Origin of the sequence: Jeotgalibacillus haloalkalitolerans, assembly GCF_034427455.1 — a bacterium.
Taxonomy (GTDB): domain Bacteria; phylum Bacillota; class Bacilli; order Bacillales; family Jeotgalibacillaceae; genus Jeotgalibacillus; species Jeotgalibacillus haloalkalitolerans.
In genome coordinates this window covers 50,503-69,678 of sequence record NZ_JAXQNN010000001.1, presented here as the reverse complement: position 1 = coordinate 69,678, position 19,176 = coordinate 50,503, and the positions used below count along the sequence as shown (strand labels likewise).

The window sequence follows — 19,176 nt, the reverse complement described above, 5'->3', positions numbered from 1 at the left end:
AAACAGAATATAAATTATTATTGTGTAACTCTGTCATTTGATTTCACTAAAAAGCTCTTCAAGCCCTCTGTTGTTTCTTTACGTTCAAACAGCTTTCTATCTTCTGAAATATCAGATATTCCATTTTCTTCTAGATAATCTTTGATTGTATTTACTGCTTGTTCTATTAATTGAGTTGATTGTGCATCATCTAACAATATCTTTTCTATTTTGTTTGAGACGGACTCAGCATTTTTATTAATTTCTAAATCAGTGTAGTCAAGGTACTGAGACTCGATAAAATATTTGAAAAGCATCATTATATGCCACCTTGCTCTTCTGAACAGCTTACCTTCTTCTGTATTTCTTATAAATGCATCTACTCTATACCATGCTAAACCACTTACATAATAGACATTTAAGTAATCAGAACTTTGGAACATTTTTCCTCTTGTTGACTTTTCAACTTTACCGTATTGACCAGATACCTCATGTGGTAAATCTAAAAACATAGCTGAAGTAGCCTTAATTTGAAAAGGGATATTTATAATTTTGATTTTTTGTATCTCTTCATTTCTATATTGCTCTGTTCGTCGCTCATAATATAAATCAAATTTATTTCTGATTCGTTTCACCCTGTAATATTCTTCGATATCTTTTTGTTCGATCTTTAATGCCGCCAGCTGTTCAGGCTTAAGGGAAGTTTGACTATTGGTAGCCTTTATAATAGCATGCTTGGTTTCCTCATCAGTTGTACCAATTAATCTAATTGGAATATATATATTTTCAGCGTTAATATTTTCTCGAGATTCAAATAATACATTACTCGTTTGACACCCATTAACAATCTGGTAGTTTGTTAAAGTAGCCTCAGTAGTAACTATACTAACATCGTCAGCAATAATCGTAATACCATTATTTAACAAACCAAAAAGATGCGCCTTGCTTCCTGTAATTTCCTTTGTCATATTAGAATTCACATCAATATTATCATCACTACCTAGATAATCTCTGATGTTATCTTCAAAAATACCCTTTTTTAGCTTTATTTCACCATCTATTTTATCTGTTAAAATATCAAATAGACTTTCTAACCTAATCAGACCATAATATCCAGAAGATACTTTTTTTGTAGGATCAATCGGATAAGGGACAGGCTGTTTATCCAAATTAAATTTTATTTCAAGATTACTATCCAATTTTCTATAAAGTTCCATTATTTTTTTTAGACCCAATGGTTTGAAGCTGATTCTTTGATCATTAAACATGACTTTATTAATTAAATCGTGTATTCCTTTATCTAAAGTTGATTTCATGTGTATATCTTTGAAATCTATCTCATTATTCGATAAAGTAGCAAAGTATAAATCTATACTTGGCAATTCTTTGAATTTATTACTTTTATTATATATATATTTACTGATTTCCCATTGATCTTTTAATTCATTAATCTCGCATTTTTCAAGGTTAAAAAATCTTAATACCCCCATAAAAAAGTCTTGAATTTGCGTTCTATCAAAATTTGTGCTCACTTTAGCTTGAGTGAATATAAAGTTAACATCAATTTTTTTAGCGTGCTCGCAAATATAGTCAAAGTCCTCTTCGCTTTCAATCAGCCTATCATTTACAAAAATCGCTACTCCATCAATACCAAATGCAGTTCCAGTTTCCATACTCTCAAAGTTTGCATTAACATCGTTACCATATACTTTAAGGATCAAATCGTTAATAAATTTCTCAAACAAAGCATGTTCATCCTTTGCTTTGTTTTTAGATATCCCATAATTTCTAGCGAAATCTTCCAAATAACTTGAAATTATCGGATGATTCACTTTGGTTGCCTTAGCCATATTTTGTTCTCCCTTCGATGCAGTAAAAAATTGTCTATCTATGAATTATTATATAACAATATACCTCCATTTACCCAAATGGTAATTTTCATTTTATAAATTTTTATTAGTTCAGAAAGTTCAAATAAAAATTTATTATTTATGATACGGTTCATTCCTATTAATCCTAAAACTCCGATAAACCTGCTCCACCAAAACCAATTTCATCAACTGATGCGGAAACGTCATCTTCGAAAATGACAGTCCAAAATCACTTCTCTTCAATACTTCATCACTGAGTCCAAGTGATCCCCCAATGACAAAAGCAATTTTACTTTTCCCATAGGTCGCAAGCTTGTCTATTTCCTTTGCCAGCTGCTCTGATGTGAGCTGTTTGCCGTTAATTTCGAGGGTGATGATGTGGGTGTCTGCGCCTATTTTAGAGAGAATGCGCTCGCCTTCTTTTTGTTTGACGATTTGCATGTCGGCTTCGCTCAGGTTTTCGGGTGCTTTTTCGTCTGGGACTTCGATTTCTTCAATGTTGCAGTAGGCGCTGAGGCGTTTGGTGTATTCGGCGATGCCCTGTTTGAGGTATTTTTCTTTGAGTTTGCCGACTGTGATGATTTGTATTTTCATAATGGTCCTCCGGGTTGTTGTGATGGTATTAGTTTAACATGAATGGGCTGCGCTGGAACTTCCGAGACTATCCAAATTAGAGTCCTTCGGTGATGGGCTTTATAATGAATTGAGGGGTTAGAAGTAAGGAGTGTTCCACATGAAACCAGGGGTTAAGATTGAACCTTATGATAAATTATTGTTTATGCCGGTTGGGCGCAGGTATGCGAATGTCCGCTCAATTGGGCATAAGGAGGAGCGTGCGGTGCTGTCCCGTCTTCAGCAGGCGGTCCATCGTGCGCTGCCTCAGTTTTCCTATAGAGAGCTTAAGGATATAAAGGAGTTTCTGCATGCGGACTGCTGGCGGATGCCGGTTCCTGTGACGCGTGAGGAGGAGCTGTATCCTCAGCTGATGCGGCCTGAGATGTTTTTATGGCAGGAGCATTCGGCGCAGCGCGGGCTTCCGATTGATGAGAGTTATTTTTACGGGAAGATCTACAGCCGGCTGTCAGCTGAGGGGCTGCATCATCATGTGTCGTATGTGCTGAAGGATTATGCGTTTTGTGCGAAGCTTCACCGGATGAAGCGTGAGTACTGGCTGGATCAGATCTATGATGCGTACAGCCGCCATCCTTTTATAGAGCTTGCAAAAGAAAAGAATCATGTGGTGGAAGCTGTTGAGAAGATGAACAGGTCTTCTCTTTTAGCTGTGTTGAAGTATCCGGAGGACATCGCGTACTGGCGGCACCGCGTGGAGATTGTGATGCGGCCTTACCGTGATATTCCGGCTGAATGGCGCTGGGAGATGTGTACGCATGAGAAAGAGCTTGCTGTAGATGGTGAGGCGCTTGTGTGCACGTGCCCGGTGTGTGAGTATGCGGTGAAGTATCACGTAGACGAGGAGCGCATTGAGCTGCGTGAAGAGCCTATTATGGAGCGCACGGTGAAACGGATCGCGACGATTGAACGCCAGCTGAATGAGATTGCTGCGCAGAGTATGAATGTCGTGGAGGCGCTGCGTGACGTGCAGGATGTGAAGCTTCGGCTGAATGCTTTTAGCGGGAAGCTTGAACGGCTCATTTGGTTAAAGGATCGGCTTGATGTGGAGGCTCCTGAAGTGGTTGGGTGCTATGAGCAGCTGAAGGCGGTCCGGCTGCCTGAGGAGCGCGTGGAGCCAACGCTGATGAGTCTGTCTGAGGTCGTGCTGCCTGATACGAAGGTGCTGAAGGCGGTGCAGGAATGGAAGACTCTTGAGGTCTCTGAGGCGGCGCTAGATGAGCTGATTGCTGAATGGACGGTGCTTCTTGAGGCGAACCAGCCGAAGCCGGATGATGTGATGGTTGAGGTTGAAGGCTTTCAGGTAACGCGCGCTGAAGTGGAGCGTGTAGAGGCTTTTTTAGATGAAACCGAGCTTACGCTGACACTGCATTTACTGGCTCAGACCTTAATGGGTGAGCCGACGAATAAGGTGCGGACGCTCGGGCTGCATGAGACGGCTGTTTTTGGCATGCTTGGGGAATGGCCGGAGAAGTATGTGGTTAGGGCTGTGAAGAAGTTGTTTAAGGAGAAGATATGAAATAAGATGACGCCCGGGGAACGGTTCCCGGGCGTTTTTTGGTGCTTATTCTGCGTGTTCAACAGACAGCGTATTAATTTGAGCCGGATTCGATTCGTTGATGGCACCATCGTATTCTACTTTAATGATATCTCCCACCTGAAATGTTTCATCCTGATTTACGGAAAGGTCAACAAACACGTTACTTTCAGGGTTACCTTCAGATAATACCGCGGAAACGATTGCTGTTTTCCCGTTGATTTCCCTGATGGTTCCTGTAAAACTGACGGTTTCTGTTTCTAGTTCATCATGATTATGTTCATTGCTGTTTGTTGGGCCGGAACATCCTGCAATAGTTAGTAAAACCATGATGGCCAAGACTGTATATAATTTTGGCATGATAGGCGGCTCCCCCCCTGATTATATTTACGCTATAAAAAAACGCATTTTCCTTTAAACTAAACAGGAAAATCCGCTTTTAAATGGTGTATGCAACTTTTAAACAGGCTCTCCTGCGCTGACACTTTTATAGGTCATCGCCTTTGGTTGATCCGTGAGCATTTTGATAATCGGAACGAGTGGTGATAAAGCGAATACGACGTGAATGATCAGTTCGAAATTGATCGGTGCCCAGCTGATGAAGGCCAGTGTGCTGAGCGTCATGACGAGTAAAATGATGGCAGATGGTTTCCTGATGTGTGGTATTGTCATGATGTTGAGGACTAAAAGGGAGACGGCGATGGTGATCCAGATGGTTGTGAACCAAGGATTGATATACCGCTCGAAGTCTGCGAACAAAAGGATAGCAATGGCGCCGGCGATCAGGATAAAATCAAGCGTTTTCCTCATTTGTATTCCTCCTATTGGTTGGCGTTCCGGGAACCCTGGCACGGTGACAGCAATTTGGTTATTTTCCATTTAATTCATTTTATCATAAAGCAATTTTAATGTAAGTTCGTTTTGAGTGATGGGTCTATATAACGATCTCCGGAACCACCCCGATTATTTCCTGAACACACGTGATTTTGTTCTGAACCACACAGGTAGTCTCCTGAACACCTACAATAATCTTCTGAACACCACCTGTAATCTCCTGAACCACCACTCCCCCATCAACCATCAAAACGTAATCGGCACCGTCCCCGCGTCCTCAAAAATATCCGTCACTTCCCACTCATACATCTGAACCGCGCTCAAAATCGCACGTCTCGTCTCGTATTCACGCGAGTTGTAAGGAACGGTAATCGACTTTTCACCATCCGAAAACGTATAGGACAGAACCGCTTTATTGCTTTCATCTACAAGGCGCGTTACTTCCTCAACCTCATCCCATGAAATATGCTCCTCTGAAAACGTCCAGAATGAGTTGCCGGTCACACCGTTTTCATCTAAAAAGACGTAGTGATAAATGGACAGTGCAAAAACCGGTACGGCGAGTGCCATCATCACAACGTGCAGGCCTGCGAATTTGTAGATCGTGTCTTTTCGCTCTGAATGCATTTTGGTAAACAGAAATGACAGCAGCACGATCGCGACCCAGATCATGGCGGCGCCGAAGCCAATATATGCTTCGGATGGGCGCAGGAATGACCAGTGATCATAGGAGAAGAACAGCATATCCTGGATGAACATAACAGCGATGGCCGGGAAGAAGAATGCTGAGAGGATCAGCAGGACGGCGGCTGTTGAAATGTACGGTGTGACTGTATCTGCATCGATATTGCGAATTTTATTGAGCATAAAAATAACCTCCGGGGGTTTCGTCTACTTCGTTTTACGAATAGAATCTCCCGGAGGTTTCATAATTTTGTACATTTTCTGAATCTTATTTTTCCATAAAAAACATCGAGATGCCGCCCGGTCCAACATGGGTACCGACTGCAACGCCCATCTGCATGACGAAGATCTCGCCTGCAAAGTCGGTCTCCTCCTGCATTTTTACCTTTAAGCTTTCTGCAACAGAAGCATCTGTCGTATAACCGATGATGACAAATTCCGTCTGCTCCGGGTCATACCGCTTTTTAAATTCCTCAACGTAATGCTTCAGTACCTTTTTACGGCCGCGCTCTTTTGCAACAACCGCTCCCTTACCGTCCTTCATCGTCATAACTGGCTTCAGCATGAGCAATTTGCCGACCATTGCACTCGCGTTTGAGATCCGTCCGCTTTTAATGAGGTGGTTCAGGTCATCAACTGACAAAAAGTGCTTCACGTTTGTTTTATACTGTTCGTTAAAGCCGACGATCTCTTCAAATGAGGCGCCTCTTTCACGCAGCAGCGCGCTTTTCAAAAGAAGCCAGCCGCTCCCGTGACTCATACATTTTGAATCTATGATCTGAATATGCACAGGTGAGGTCGGGTGCTCCTCGTAAAAGTAGTCTTTTGCAAGCTCAGCAGATTGATAGGAGCCGCTCGTTCCGCTCGACATACAGATACATAAAATATGCGTATGACCCGATTCAACCGCTTCCTCCATAATCGACAGGTACTCAGCAGGGCTCGGTGCACCGGTTGTCGGAAAATCCGAGAGATCCTCAAGCATTCTGAAAAATGTCTCCGGATCGATTTCAACTTTATCTTTATAGGAATTGCCGTCAATGTTAATTTTCAGTGGCGCCGTGCTGATGTCGTACTTTTCAAGTACCTCGTTTGACAGATCACACGTCGAATCAGCCATTATTTTAATCATATGAACCTCCAGTAAACTCTTGATGTAACCCTATTGTAAGCCATTTCAGGCGCGAAAAGGGATTTAGTTGCATATTTCAACTATCTTTGTGACGGCTTTGAAAAGGAAATGTTTGCTATACTTATCTACAATTCAATGACTGAAAGGATGAATCAGTATGTCAGCATGGATGATCTACGGAGCAAATGGCTACACCGGCGAGCTGATTGCGCGTCAGGCAGTAAAAGACGGCATGACCCCGGTGCTTGCCGGACGAAACGAAGAGGCGATCAGCAGGCTTGCAGGTGAACTTGGACTTGAGTCAAGCGTGTTCTCACTTGATGACCCTGGAACGGTTGCCGAAAAGCTTGCAGGAATGGAACTCGTCTTACACTGCGCGGGCCCCTTTTCAAAGACAAGCCGGCAGATGGTCGAAGGCTGTCTTGCTGCAGGCACGCACTACCTTGATATCACGGGGGAAATCGACGTATTTGAAATGATTCATGCTCCTGAAATGTCAAAGCGCGCTGCTGATAAAGGGATCGTACTGTGCCCGGGCGTCGGGTTTGACGTGATCCCGACTGACTGCACCGCACATAAGCTGAAGGAGCTCATGCCAAACGCAGTCTCACTTTCACTCGGATTTTCCTTTTTAGCAGGCATGTCACCCGGCACAACGAAAACGATGATTGAGGGACTTTCCGGTGGCAGCGCTGAGCGGAAGGACGGGAAGATTGTTCCGTTTCCAATGGGCACGAAAAAGCGGACGCTCGACTTCGGCAAGGGGCAGCAGCCGGTCACAGCGATTCCGTGGGGTGACGTCTCGACTGCGTACTATACAACGAAAATTCCTAATATCACGACGTGGATTCCGCTGTCAGAAACGCAGATCCGCGGCGCACGCGTCATGTCCCTTTTCGCACCGGTGCTCGGCACAAAGCCTGTCCAGAAGCAGCTGCTGAAATGGGTCGACCGCTCCGCCAAAGGGCCGGATGAACGTGCACGGGAGAATGCACCGTCCTATATTGTCGGGGAAGCAAAAGCGGCGGATGGCAGTACGGTAACGGTGCGGATCAAAACGACAAACGCCTACACACTGACTGCACTTGGTTCACTGGAAGTCGTGCGCCGGATGCTCGGGCGCGATCTGCCTTCAGGAAGCTTTACGCCGGCCGGGCTTTTTGGGTCGGGGCTGGTGGAGTCGCTTGAGGGGTCGGGGGAGTTTGAGGTTGTGGAGTAGGGTTTTTGAGTCCGGGATTTGGTTGGGGTCCCGGGCTTTTTTGTGCGTTGGGGATAGGTCTTTGCACCCTATCTCCGGGACCGGTGCGGAAATGTCCGGAACGACCGTTGTAATCTCCGGAACACCAGTGGTTATTTCAGGAACCATCCACGTAATCTTCTGAACACCACTAGTAATCTCCGGAACCACTCCCGCCACAGCCGACCCAAACTTCCTTCCACCCTCCTATTCTTTTACAATATCCCTAACACATTTATCAAAAGGAGCGAATCCAATGGATATTGCAGCTGTATGGTTCAGAAACGATCTGCGGACGATTGATCACCAGCCGCTGAGACGCGCGGTGGCAAGCGGGCTGCCGGTTGTGGGGGTGTATGTATTTGATCCGGAGATGATGAGGGAGACTTCGTATGGATTCCGGAAGATGGAGAAGTTCCGGGCTGCGTTTATCAGGGAGAGTGTGGAGGATCTGCGCAGTGAATTGAAGAAGCTTGGCATCCCGCTTTTTGTGCGCACCGGGGATCCGGCGGAGGTTTTCGGGGCGCTGAATGAGCAGTATTTTGTGAAGTGTCTGTATCTGCATGAGGAAATCGGCAGCGAGGAGCAGACGGCAGAGCGCCGGGTGCGTGAGGCGCTGCAGGCAAAAGTGTCAATTGATCACGGACATAATCTGTACGATCCGGAGGATTTACCGTTTGATTCGTACAGCGTGCCGGACACCTTTTCGCAGTTCAGAAAGCGGATTGAAAAGAACGATGTACTGATGCGTCCTCCCCTTTCAAAACCTTCAGCTGTCGCGAAAAGTGTGGAGTTGGATGAAGGCGAGATCCCGTCTTTATCTGCGCTTGGTTTTGATGAGCTGGACGGACCGCTCCGTTTTCGCGGCGGAATGAACGCGGGACTGAAGCGGATTGCGCACTACTTTTTTGAATCGGATCAGCTGCGTGTGTATAAGGAAACGCGGAATGGCATGCTGAAGGAGGATGATTCGTCAAAGCTCTCACCGTGGCTTGCGCATGGGTGTCTATCGCCCCGGATGGTGATGGATGAGGTACGCCGCTATGAAGATGAGCGCTTGAAAAATGATTCTACGTACTGGCTGTATTTTGAACTGCTGTGGCGGGATTATTTTCACCTGGTGCACAGGCGTTACGGCGATAATTTGTTTGCGGCATCCGGCCTGCGCGACCGGACGCCGCCGTGGGACCGTGATGAGAAGCTTGAATCAGCCTGGATGAACGGGAAGACCGGATATCCGCTGGTGGATGCTGCGATGCGGGAGCTGCGTGCAACCGGGTTTATGTCGAACCGTGCGAGACAAAACGTGGCGAGCTTTCTGACGAAGAATCTCGGACTCGACTGGCGGATCGGCGCTGCGTGGTTTGAATCGCTGCTGATTGATTATGATGTGTCGAGTAATTACGGGAACTGGCTGTATCAGGCGGGTGTCGGGAATGATGCGATTCAGTTCAGGGCGTTCAATGTGGTGAAGCAGGCGCGGGATTACGATCCAAAAGGTGAGTATTTACGGACGTGGCTGCCGGAGCTTCGTAAAGTGCCGGGGGCAAGAATCTTTGCGCCTTATGAGATGAATTATGAGGGACAGCAGGCGGCAGGCGTTGTCATTGGCCGTCATTATCCGGCGCCGGTTGTGGATTTGTTCGGGTCGGTCGAGCGGAATAAGGAGCGGTTTTTGAGTGTGATGAAGTGATGGTTTTGGGCAGCTGAAGTTTGTTGCGGGGTAGGTCTTTTAACACTATCCTGCGAACCTCGATGTTTTTTCTTTGAACGTACCTTGTTTTTCTCCGAACGAGGCATGTTATTCTCCGAACATGCCTCGTTATTCTTTGAACCACCACGTTTTTTCTACGAACACCCTCCACCACGCAAATATTTGTGAAAAACTTCACAAATAACCCCTTCTCTCTCCCAAAAACCTGCTATACTTAAAGTATCTTACAACCCGATAAGGATGATTCTGATGACGTTTTTGCAAATGCTGACTGCTCTGACCCCTGTTTTAGCTGTATTTTTGTTTCTCGTCATTCTCCGTTTGCCTGCAACAAAAGCGATGCCGATCAGTCTTGCGGCGACTGCGCTGCTGGCGTTTTTTATCTGGCAGGTGTCTGTGATTCAGATTTCTGCTGCGATCATCGAAGGTCTGATCATCGCTGTTTCGATTATGTGGATTGTGTTTGGTGCCATCCTCTTACTCAACACGCTGAAGAAAAGCGGCGCAATGGATTCGATCCGGAACGGTTTTACACAAATCACGGCTGATCGCCGAGTTCAGCTCATTATTATTGCCTGGCTGTTCGGTTCTTTTATTGAAGGAGCAGCCGGGTTTGGGACGCCGGCTGCGATTGCTGCGCCGCTCCTTGTCGCGCTTGGCTTCCCGCCACTTGCTGCTGTTGCGCTTGCTTTGATTGCTGATAGTTCTGCTGTTTCTTTTGGTGCAGTTGGGACACCGATTATTGTTGGGGTGAACCAGGGGCTGAATCAGGGAAGCTCACTTGCGCCTGTTGTCCAGGAGGAACTTGGCGGCGCTGCGATCGGTCCGTATTTGCAGGAGGTCGCGAGCACAGCAGTTTTCATCGATCTCTTTATCGGGACGTTTATTCCGCTTATTTTAGTGATCATGCTGACCCGCTTTTTTGGCGAGAACCGTTCATGGAAGGAAGGCTTTCAGATCGCACCGTTTGCGATTTTTGCAGGGCTTGCGTTTACTGTACCGGCATTTACAGTCGCCACGCTGCTCGGACCTGAATTCCCGTCTATTATCGGAGGACTTGTCGGGCTGATGGTTGTCGTACCGGCTGCGAAAAAAGGATTCCTTTTACCGAAAAAAGCTTGGGATTTTGCGGCGGCTGATCAGGTAAAAGCTGAAGCTGTGAACGGCGCCGGGATGCCGCTCTGGAAAGCATGGCTGCCTTACCTGATCGTCACTTCACTCCTTGTACTGACGAGGATTGACGCCCTGCCGCTAAAAGGATGGCTGCGTGAGGTTCAGGTTGGCTGGAGTAATATTCTTGGAACAGAAATTACGACATTTTTCGAACCATTTTATCTACCCGGTACGATCTTTTTAGTCGCTGTGCTGCTGACGGCCCTGCTCCACAGTATGCGCGTGAAGGCTGTAGGCAGTGTATTCAGTCAATCTGCAAAAACAATGGTCGGCACTGCCATCGCGCTTGGGACTGCTGTTCCTATGGTGCGGATTTTTATCAATTCAGGTGTGAACGGCGCGGATCTGCTCAGCATGCCGCTTGAGCTGGCGGATTTCGTCTCTGCCGCTGCAGGGACCAACTGGCCGCTCGTTGCCCCGATTATCGGTGCGCTCGGCTCATTTATTTCAGGCAGTGCGACCTTCAGCAGCATGATGTTTTCACTGTTTCAATTCAGTGTGGCCGATCAGATCGGTGCTGATCCGCAGATCATCCTTGCGCTGCAGGTGCTTGGTGCGAATGCCGGAAATATGATTTGCGTGCTGAATGTGGTAGCCGCCGCATCCGTTGTGAATCTGACCGGTAAGGAAGGGACGATTATCCGGATGACGCTTGTGCCGATGATGTTTTATGTGACGATGGCAGGTGTGATCGGGTTTATTCTTTTATAGATGGAGAGCTGTCCGGGGTTTATGCGGGCAGCTTTTTTAAATGGGAGTGGGTCATTGTGTCCAATTTCAGGAACCGGCATGAAAATCTCATGAACCACCTGTGTAATTTCCGGAACCATCACTGTTATTTTCTGAACATAAGCAAATCTCATGAACCCCATCCAAATGATCGTTTTTTAAACTTTCAAACAACTTTAGCGTGCTGAATTTCTTTGAATATGAGATACTTATATGTATAAAAGGGGCACTTAGGCCTATTTCACACAAAAGGGTGTGATGAGATGAGGGAATTGCTGATTTATATGGCTTTATATTTGCTTCCGGCTGCGATGATGTTTTATATGGCAGCTGATGTGCTGATGAGAAATCACAGACGTACGGAGCATTTATTATTAAGCGCGTATATTGCCTGTTACGGGGTGCTGTTTACAACAGAATTTATCCGCCAGCAGGTTGATCTCTCCTACAGTCCATTTCTGATCACTTATGTGTTTGGAAATGCAGGGCTGCTGATCTTGTGTTTGTCGATTCATTTTATTATTAAAATAACGGGCGTGTATGAGAAGTTCCCTTCATTTCTGTATCCGTGGGTGCTTTACATACCTGCATTACCTATTCCACTTACGTTGATCTTTCAGAGTAATTTTACAAACAGTACATCATTTGAGCGTGAAGGATTGTTTATATATCCTGATTTCAATGCCGCATATCTTGCAACAATGGGCGCTGGACTGACGCTCTCATTTTTTATCATCTGGATGCTCCATCAGCTTGGTAAAAAAGCCGTAGCCCCTCAGCAAAAAAGGATTATCAGCCTTTTAATTGTGGTAGCTATTCTGGTACAGGTCTGGAATTTTATTTTTGGCATTTTTGAATTCAGAGGCACGATGCCACCCTACCCTTATATTTACGGGGGTATTATCTGGATTGGTGCATTAGCATACGGTATGAAAAAATTCGATTTTCTTGCGTCGTATCATAAACGCTTTTCTACGCTCCATGAGATCAATCCGTCTCCTATTTTACTGATTGATCGGGAAGGGATGATTGAAAGTGCAAATCCGGCTGCACTGGCACTTTTAGGCGAGCAAAGTATTAAAGGAAAACAATTCACTGACTATCTATCAGATGATAGAAAAGAAGGTGCCCTTACACGGTTTCAGTATATGTTTGACCGGGGAGAGCGGATCAGTCAGTATGAGTCACGGATCCAGACTGAACAGGGTGAGAAAAAGTACATTTTAATTGATGGGGATTTTGTATTTGTTGAGCACAATCTTTATATTCTCTGTATCCTAAGAGATGTTCAGATGTACAAAGAAGCAGAGGAAACCATTCGTTTTTTAGCCTATCATGACCCACTTACCAGACTGCCTAATCGCCGCGCCTTTTATGAGGAGGCGGCAAAAGCATTAAGAGGACAGCAGACAACGGCTATGCTGATTCTCGACCTTGATGATTTCAAATCGGTCAATGATACATTTGGTCACCAGACCGGGGATGAGTATTTAAAGCATGTTGGTGAGGTACTGAAAGAAACTGTAGGTGATCAGGGGCTCGCTGCAAGGGTTGGCGGAGATGAATTTTTTGCTTATCTACAATGTGAAAACGAAGCCGCATTTAAACAATTAATCTTCAGGCTGATGAAGCAGTTTGAAAACAGACCTTACTGGGCTGAGAATACACCACTTGAGATCAGATTCAGCCTCGGCATCAGCTGCTATCCGCATCATGGAACAAAGCTTGAAACACTGATCTATAAAGCGGACCAGGCAATGTACAAGATTAAACGCAATGGGAAGAATGATTTTTATGTTTGGAATGAGGAGTTAGAGACTTCGAATAGTTCGAGATAGATTCCATTTCCGTGGGGGCGGGGGTGGTTTTTTTGTTTGTGTGGGGCGGGAGCTGGTGGGTTGGCGGGTTTGGCATAACGCGCAGGCAGATTTATCTATCGGCTTTTGGGTTTTATCTATCAGCTTTAAGTTTATTTGCATCAGCTTTCTGAGTGATTCACACTTCTATACCGGGCGGCTGGCTATTATCCATCACCTTTCTATTTTTATCTATCACCTTTTGAATGATTTACGCCACCTTTTCATTTTATCGAACGCCCGCGTCAGGCATTTCCACTTTACGATTTGATCCAGCTCCAGCGTTAAGGTCCTCGGCTCATAAGCCAAGCATCGTTATACGGGAAAGATCACCCGTTTACCGCTCCTCGTCTTATGCTTGTCGGACCTGAACGCCTGCTTCCTCTTTTCTATTTGTCCACTGTGGATAGATTTTTGTCGTTTTGCGCTGGTTGAAAATTTTAGGTTATTCGACCATTATAAACAGGTTATCCCCAAAAGTTATACACATATCCACAATAACTATCCACATTTCGTATGAGATCATTTGTTCTCCACAAGATATATGGCTGTTTCATTGCAGTATTCACAGTTTGTGGACAACTCTTCATAGTTATCCACTGTCTTCAAAAGAGGGACGTCCTCTGTTTCATCGACCAGCACATCCAGTGCTAATTCGACATGTTCCTTACAGCAAAATATGCGCAAATGTGTCACCACCTTTTAGATTGATTGTATCATGGATGCGTTTTTCACAAAAAAATAGCAGGAGCGTGGAGGGCTCCTGCTGAAAATAGGCTTAAGAAATAGCGTTTTGTCTGTAGTTTGTGTGGACTTGAAATCTATATGAACTCCTTTAGGAGGAGATTATTTTCAATTTAGGATTGAGGAGCCGTGAAGCCCCTCAATGTTTTATAGCTGCGAGTCGTCTGTCAAAGTCATTGTCACTTCAACCATTTCACCATTTCGGTACACTTTTACCTGCATTTCGTCACCGACGCTCTTTTCAGTGTAAAGGTGCTGGCGGAGTTCCATACTGTTGTTGATTTTTTCGCCGTCCATTTCAACGATGACGTCCATGTCTTCGAGTCCTGCATTGGCTGCCGCTGAATTAGGTACGACGCGTTCGATGACAACGCCTGTTGTGACTTCTTCAGGAAGGTTCAGCTGTTCCTGCTGGTAGACTGCCGGTACGTTGGCAAGGTCAAATAGTGTGATACCCATTGTCGGGCGGTCAACTTCACCTTTTGACTCAAGGTCATTGATAATTGGCTGAGCCATATCAATTGGGATGGCAAGCCCGATTCCTTCAACTGAAGACTGGGCGATTTTCATTGAGTTGATACCGATCAGCTGTCCCTGACTGTTAACAAGGGCACCGCCTGAGTTACCAGGGTTAATGGCTGCATCTGTCTGGATAACCTCTGCCTGCCAGTCAACCTGTCCGTCCTGATTGATGTCTACCGGAATTGTACGTTCAACGCCTGATACAACACCTGTTGTCACGGAACCTGAGAATTGAAGGCCAAGCGGGTTACCGATTGCGATAACCGGTTCACCAGGCTTCAGTGCCTGTGAGTCACCAAATTCAGCAACGGTTTCTACGTTTTCACCGCTGATCTGAAGTACAGCAAGGTCTGTCCACTGGTCGCCGCCAAGCACTGTTGCTTCTTCTTTTGTGCCGTCAGCAAGTGTGACTTCCACCTGGTCACTGCCTTCAATCACGTGATAGTTGGTCACGATAAATGCGCTGTCGCCTTCTTCTTTATAGATCACACCGGAACCTGTGCCGGCTTCCTGCGCTTCACTTTGCTGACCAAACATACCGCCGCCAGCCTGAAGGTTCGTTACACCAACAACTGCATCTCCGGCTTTTTCAACGGCTGCTGTCACATCTGATGATACGTCATAGGAAATCGGCTGGGATTCCGTTGCCTGTCCTGCTGTGCCGGAGTTGCTCACGGTCGAATTATTTCCCCCGTCAAACATCGGGAACGCCAGAGCAACAATTAGTGCACCGACAATAACGCCGACAAGGCTTGAAAAGAAATAACCTGCCTTGCTTCCGCTTTTTTTATTGGATCGTTCTGTATTTGTGTGATCATCGTAATAACCCATTAATTGATCATCCTTTCGTATGTGATCTCTTCTATGATTCACAGTATAGAGCGCGAAGATGAAAATCAGATGAAAAAATGCTTAATCTTTTAAAAAAATTGCATGGAATGTGCTGAAGGTTCATTTCTTAAAACGGTTAGATTTTAAAAGTAAGGGGAAAAGACTAATACTGACTGACCGATAGGAGGCTGGGATATGAGAAGTGAAGAAGTGTACGAGAAATTAAAGCAATGGGTTGAAGATAACCGCTCACATACAATGCTTGGAGAGCCCGCGCAATACATACCGGCGCTTGCGAATCAGGACCGTGATCAGCTCGGGATCTGCATCATGGATTATAACGGTGACACGTATATGGCCGGGGAAAGTAACGTGAAATTCACGCTGCAGAGTATTTCGAAGATCATCAGCTTTGTCGCGCTCTGTCATTTTAAAGGGCTTGATTTTGTGCTGGATAAAGTGGATGTTGAACCAACCGGTGAATCGTTTAACTCTATTATTCCATTTGAAATTCACAGACCCGGCAAGCCGTTCAATCCGCTGATCAATGCTGGCGCGATTACGGTTGCATCCATGCTGCCGGGCGATACGGTCTCTGAAAAGTATGAGCGCTTCCTGCTGTTTGTCGAAGGCATGATCGGCCATCAGCTCGAGCTTGATCAGGAGGTCTATGAATCTGAATGGCAGACCGCACACCGGAATCGTGCGCTTGCCTACTATTTAAAAGAATCGAAACTGCTGGATCTGGATGTGGAAGAAGCGCTTGATATTTATATCCGGCTCTGTGCGATCTGTATCAGCCTTGAGGATTTAGCTAAAATCGGACTCGTGATCGCGCACGACGGCTACGACCCAATCGAGGAACGCCAGATTTTCAGCCATGACGTAGCCCGCATCGCCAAAGTCCTGATGGTCACATGCGGCATGTACAACTCATCAGGAAAATTCGCCGCACACGTCGGCATTCCCGCTAAAAGTGGCGTCTCAGGCGGCATTTTAGCATCCGTACCTCCAAAATGGCACTCACCTGAAAAAGCGTTCAGAAAAGGCTGCGGCATCGCTGTGTTCAGTCCGGCGATTGACGCGAACGGTAATAGCGCTGCTGGGACGATGCTGTTGAGGCAGATTTCTGAGGAGTGGGATTTTAGTATATTCTAAGTAGAGATTCTTCTGCCAGCCGCGGCTGGCAGTTTTTTTTATGTTTTTTACATAGGTCAAATTACACTTTTCTACGAAGGTCGCTATATTAGTTGCGAACCACCCGGGTTTTTCTTCGAACATGACGTGTTTTCCTTTGAACACCACCCGTTTTTCTCCGAATATCACCCAACATTCCACGAATCCCACACCAAACACAAACAAAAACCGCCCCCACAGGCGGTTTTTCCCTTCAATCCTACAACTCCTCCATCATATCAACCATCATATCCCGATCCATCGGGCCCATCAGTTTGCGCTGAATCACGCCTTCTTCGTCAATCAGATACGTGGTTGGGATGAAAAACGCCTGAAATTCATCGCCCATTGCGCCTGTTTCATCAAGCAGAATTGGGAATGTCAGCTCGTAGTCCTCAACGAATGATTCAATTCGATCCATTCCGTTGTCCTTACTCGTTAAGTTAACAGCCAGGATCTCAACGTTTTGCTCACCGGCTTCATTTTCATAGTACTCCTGCATATGCGGCATTTCTGCCATGCATGGCGGACACCAGGTTGCCCAGAAGTTCAGGATAACCTTTTTTCCGCGGTAGTCTGCCAGGTTGACGGTTTCACCATCCAGCGTGGTAACCTCTACGCTCGGAACTGTGTTGCCCTCTTTTACAGCGCCGCTTGACTCAACGGGTGCTGCGCTTTCGTTATCGGCAGGGGCGACTGCATATTCTTCCTGAAGTGCCTGCAGCTCCTGGCGCTCTTTTTGATCATTCATAACGTTAACGATTAGCAGTGCGACTAAAACGCCGACTAACCCGAGGGCTAATAATCGTGGAATCATGATTGCTTCCTCCTTGTTGTAACAAACCAGACGGCTGCACTGATTAGCCAGCTATAGATGAGTCCGGTTGTGATGAAATCGCCATTTAGCGAGATTGTGAGCCATTGAAGCGCGAGTACCATTAACAGTGTAAGACATGGCGCTTCTTTTAAAAGACGGCTGTTTTTTGACCAGATGAAAATAAGACATATGAGAAAAACGCCTGCGAGCAGTGCGTCTATGATTGACGTGGCAGTCAGTACAAGCTTTGCCGCTTCAGTAAGCGTTAATACAATGAGCCATACCGGGAGCCAGTGAACAATGATATCAGGCATCTTCCGGCTATAGTATATGAGCTGCAGCAGAACGGCTGCGACAGCGAGCAGTAATCCAAGTTCGCCTCCATTGTAATACAGAATGGACATCGGCGCTTTTAAAATGTACTCAAAGTAGAAGAGGATGCTTGAGAACTTCCAGACGAGTACGAATGTATAAAAAAGGTTGGATACCTTTGATGCTAAGATTTTATCTGACTGCCTGATGCGGAACCAGGCAACAGCAAATGAGATGAGCAGCGCGATTTGTGTGGATGAAATGATTAGCGCGCGTATATTATACCATTCGATCTCATACCCCTCCTCCTATCTCTCCTTCTATCAGTCTACTTGATTTGTGCGAAAAAGGGCGGGAAATTGCCTGATGTCACAAAGGTGTTGAAAAGTGTGGGGTGGATGTAAGAGATGCGGCGGTATGGGTAAAATTACACTATTCTGCGAACCATCGTGTTTTTTCTAAGAATCATACCTGTTTTTCTCCGAACATGCCACGTGATTCTAAGAACAACACCTGCTTTTCCACGAACATCACCACTTTTTCAGCGAACCACGCCCCCCACAGTACCAAAAAAAGCACCACCTCACAGGCAGTGCTCATACAATCTTATAAAGATCCGTCGGCGTTTTCGCGTCTGTATCATAAAGGTCGAATGTCTCGCCAACCTTCAGTCCGCAGCCTTCAAGGGTCTGGGTGACGCTCATTCTCGCCAGATCTTTCATGTTATTATCCTTTGATAAGTGAGATAAATAGATTCGCTTCGTATTATCTGTCAGCACTTCACTCATCGCAAGTGCTGCATCTTCGTTGGAGACGTGGCCGACATCGCTCAGGATCCGGCGTTTGATACTCCATGGATAGCGTCCCATGCGCAGCATCCCGACGTCATGATTACTTTCAAACACGTATGCGTCGGCACCTTTGATAATACCTTTCATCCGGTCACTGACGTAGCCTGTGTCTGTCATGACAACAATTTTTTTACCGTTCTCATGGAACACGTAAAACATTGGCTCGGCTGCGTCATGTGAGACACCGAAGGATTCGATATCCAGGCCGCCGAATGTCTGGACCGTCTCCATTGGAAAGATAAACTTCTGATCGCTGTTTACATTTCCAATGAGCGGTTCCATGGCCTGCCACGTTTTTTCGTTTGCATAGACAGGCAGATTGTAGCGGCGCGCAAGAATTCCGAGCCCTTTGATATGATCGCTGTGCTCGTGGGTGACCAGGATACCGCTCAAATCCTTGATTGAGCGGTCAATCTGGCTGAATAACCCTTCCATCTGCTTGCCGCTCAGGCCCGCATCCACCAAAAAGGAATGGTTCTCGTTTTCTATAAAAATTGCATTGCCTGTACTGCCGCTTGCCAGCACACTCATATGCATTGTCATATTT

18 protein-coding genes are annotated in these 19,176 nt (G+C 46.0%); 6 read left to right on the top strand and 12 right to left on the bottom strand.

Translation table 11 applies throughout. The features are described 5' to 3' along the window. Positions 1 to 17: 17 nt before the first annotated feature. Complete coding sequence (locus UFB30_RS00340; RefSeq protein ID WP_322419682.1) at positions 18 to 1,829, bottom strand: AIPR family protein; 1,812 nt, start codon at positions 1,827 to 1,829, stop codon at positions 18 to 20. 135 nt (positions 1,830 to 1,964) lie between these two features. Continuing rightward, the gene (rlmH, locus tag UFB30_RS00335) at positions 1,965 to 2,444 is read right to left on the bottom strand and encodes a 23S rRNA (pseudouridine(1915)-N(3))-methyltransferase RlmH (RefSeq protein WP_322419681.1); all 480 of its coding nucleotides are present in this window, start codon (positions 2,442 to 2,444) and stop codon (positions 1,965 to 1,967) included. A 139-nt stretch (positions 2,445 to 2,583) separates the two neighbouring features. On the opposite strand from rlmH, the gene UFB30_RS00330 reads away from it, so the two are divergent. Continuing rightward, positions 2,584 to 3,999 (top strand): RQC-minor-2 family DNA-binding protein, encoded by a 1,416-nt coding sequence (locus UFB30_RS00330; RefSeq protein WP_322419680.1) that lies wholly within the window; start codon positions 2,584 to 2,586, stop codon positions 3,997 to 3,999. A gap of 45 nt (positions 4,000 to 4,044) precedes the next feature. Here UFB30_RS00330 and UFB30_RS00325 read toward each other — a convergent pair whose 3' ends face one another. The 4 genes from UFB30_RS00325 to UFB30_RS00310 form a co-directional block, all read right to left on the bottom strand. Then, a complete protein-coding gene (locus tag UFB30_RS00325; RefSeq protein WP_322419679.1) occupies positions 4,045 to 4,377 on the bottom strand; it encodes a DUF3221 domain-containing protein in 333 nt (110 codons plus the stop codon). Positions 4,378 to 4,476: 99 nt separating this feature from the next. Next, positions 4,477 to 4,827: a hypothetical protein gene (locus UFB30_RS00320; protein WP_322419678.1), complete on the bottom strand. Its 351-nt coding sequence runs from the start codon at positions 4,825 to 4,827 to the stop codon at positions 4,477 to 4,479. 270 nt (positions 4,828 to 5,097) lie between these two features. Next, entirely contained in the window at positions 5,098 to 5,718 is a 621-nt protein-coding gene (locus tag UFB30_RS00315; RefSeq protein WP_322419677.1) for a hypothetical protein, read from the bottom strand. Positions 5,719 to 5,803: 85 nt separating this feature from the next. Then, complete coding sequence (locus UFB30_RS00310; RefSeq protein ID WP_322419676.1) at positions 5,804 to 6,667, bottom strand: DegV family protein; 864 nt, start codon at positions 6,665 to 6,667, stop codon at positions 5,804 to 5,806. A 157-nt stretch (positions 6,668 to 6,824) separates the two neighbouring features. Here UFB30_RS00310 and UFB30_RS00305 point away from each other — a divergent pair, with 157 nt between their 5' ends. From UFB30_RS00305 to UFB30_RS00295, 3 genes are all read left to right on the top strand, one after another. Next, on the top strand, positions 6,825 to 7,886 hold the full coding sequence (locus tag UFB30_RS00305; protein ID WP_322419675.1) for a saccharopine dehydrogenase family protein: 1,062 nt from the start codon (positions 6,825 to 6,827) through the stop codon (positions 7,884 to 7,886). 274 nt (positions 7,887 to 8,160) lie between these two features. Further along, positions 8,161 to 9,597 (top strand): DASH family cryptochrome, encoded by a 1,437-nt coding sequence (locus UFB30_RS00300; protein WP_322419674.1) that lies wholly within the window; start codon positions 8,161 to 8,163, stop codon positions 9,595 to 9,597. Between the two features lie 270 nt (positions 9,598 to 9,867). Continuing rightward, entirely contained in the window at positions 9,868 to 11,502 is a 1,635-nt protein-coding gene (locus UFB30_RS00295) for an L-lactate permease (RefSeq protein ID WP_322419673.1), read from the top strand. Here the strand turns inward: UFB30_RS00295 and UFB30_RS00290 are convergent. Continuing rightward, positions 11,460 to 11,654: a hypothetical protein gene (locus UFB30_RS00290; RefSeq protein WP_322419672.1), complete on the bottom strand. Its 195-nt coding sequence runs from the start codon at positions 11,652 to 11,654 to the stop codon at positions 11,460 to 11,462. The two genes, UFB30_RS00295 and UFB30_RS00290, sit on opposite strands and share 43 nt — an antisense overlap. Positions 11,655 to 11,783: 129 nt before the next feature. Between UFB30_RS00290 and UFB30_RS00285 the strand changes: the two genes are divergently transcribed. Continuing rightward, positions 11,784 to 13,358 carry a sensor domain-containing diguanylate cyclase gene (locus UFB30_RS00285; RefSeq protein WP_322419671.1) on the top strand — a complete coding sequence of 525 codons (1,575 nt, stop codon included), beginning with the start codon at positions 11,784 to 11,786 and terminating at the stop codon, positions 13,356 to 13,358. A 540-nt stretch (positions 13,359 to 13,898) separates the two neighbouring features. On the opposite strand, the gene UFB30_RS00280 is transcribed toward UFB30_RS00285, so the two are convergent. Together UFB30_RS00280 and UFB30_RS00275 are read right to left on the bottom strand one after the other, a co-directional pair. Beyond that, a complete protein-coding gene (locus tag UFB30_RS00280) occupies positions 13,899 to 14,072 on the bottom strand; it encodes a CxxH/CxxC protein (RefSeq protein WP_322419670.1) in 174 nt (57 codons plus the stop codon). 195 nt (positions 14,073 to 14,267) lie between these two features. Then, positions 14,268 to 15,473 (bottom strand): S1C family serine protease, encoded by a 1,206-nt coding sequence (locus tag UFB30_RS00275; protein WP_322419669.1) that lies wholly within the window; start codon positions 15,471 to 15,473, stop codon positions 14,268 to 14,270. Between the two features lie 195 nt (positions 15,474 to 15,668). On the opposite strand from UFB30_RS00275, the gene UFB30_RS00270 reads away from it, so the two are divergent. Then, positions 15,669 to 16,631, top strand: a complete 963-nt coding sequence (locus UFB30_RS00270) for a glutaminase (RefSeq protein WP_322419668.1) — start codon at positions 15,669 to 15,671, stop codon at positions 16,629 to 16,631. A gap of 238 nt (positions 16,632 to 16,869) precedes the next feature. Here UFB30_RS00270 and UFB30_RS00265 read toward each other — a convergent pair whose 3' ends face one another. From UFB30_RS00265 to UFB30_RS00255, 3 genes are all read right to left on the bottom strand, one after another. Continuing rightward, positions 16,870 to 17,466, bottom strand: a complete 597-nt coding sequence (locus tag UFB30_RS00265) for a peroxiredoxin family protein (RefSeq protein ID WP_322419667.1) — start codon at positions 17,464 to 17,466, stop codon at positions 16,870 to 16,872. After that, complete coding sequence (locus UFB30_RS00260; RefSeq protein WP_322419666.1) at positions 17,463 to 17,870, bottom strand: hypothetical protein; 408 nt, start codon at positions 17,868 to 17,870, stop codon at positions 17,463 to 17,465. Before UFB30_RS00260 ends, UFB30_RS00265 begins: the two co-directional genes overlap by 4 nt. Positions 17,871 to 18,374: 504 nt before the next feature. Then, a complete protein-coding gene (locus UFB30_RS00255) occupies positions 18,375 to 19,172 on the bottom strand; it encodes an MBL fold metallo-hydrolase (RefSeq protein ID WP_322419665.1) in 798 nt (265 codons plus the stop codon). Positions 19,173 to 19,176: the final 4 nt, after the last annotated feature.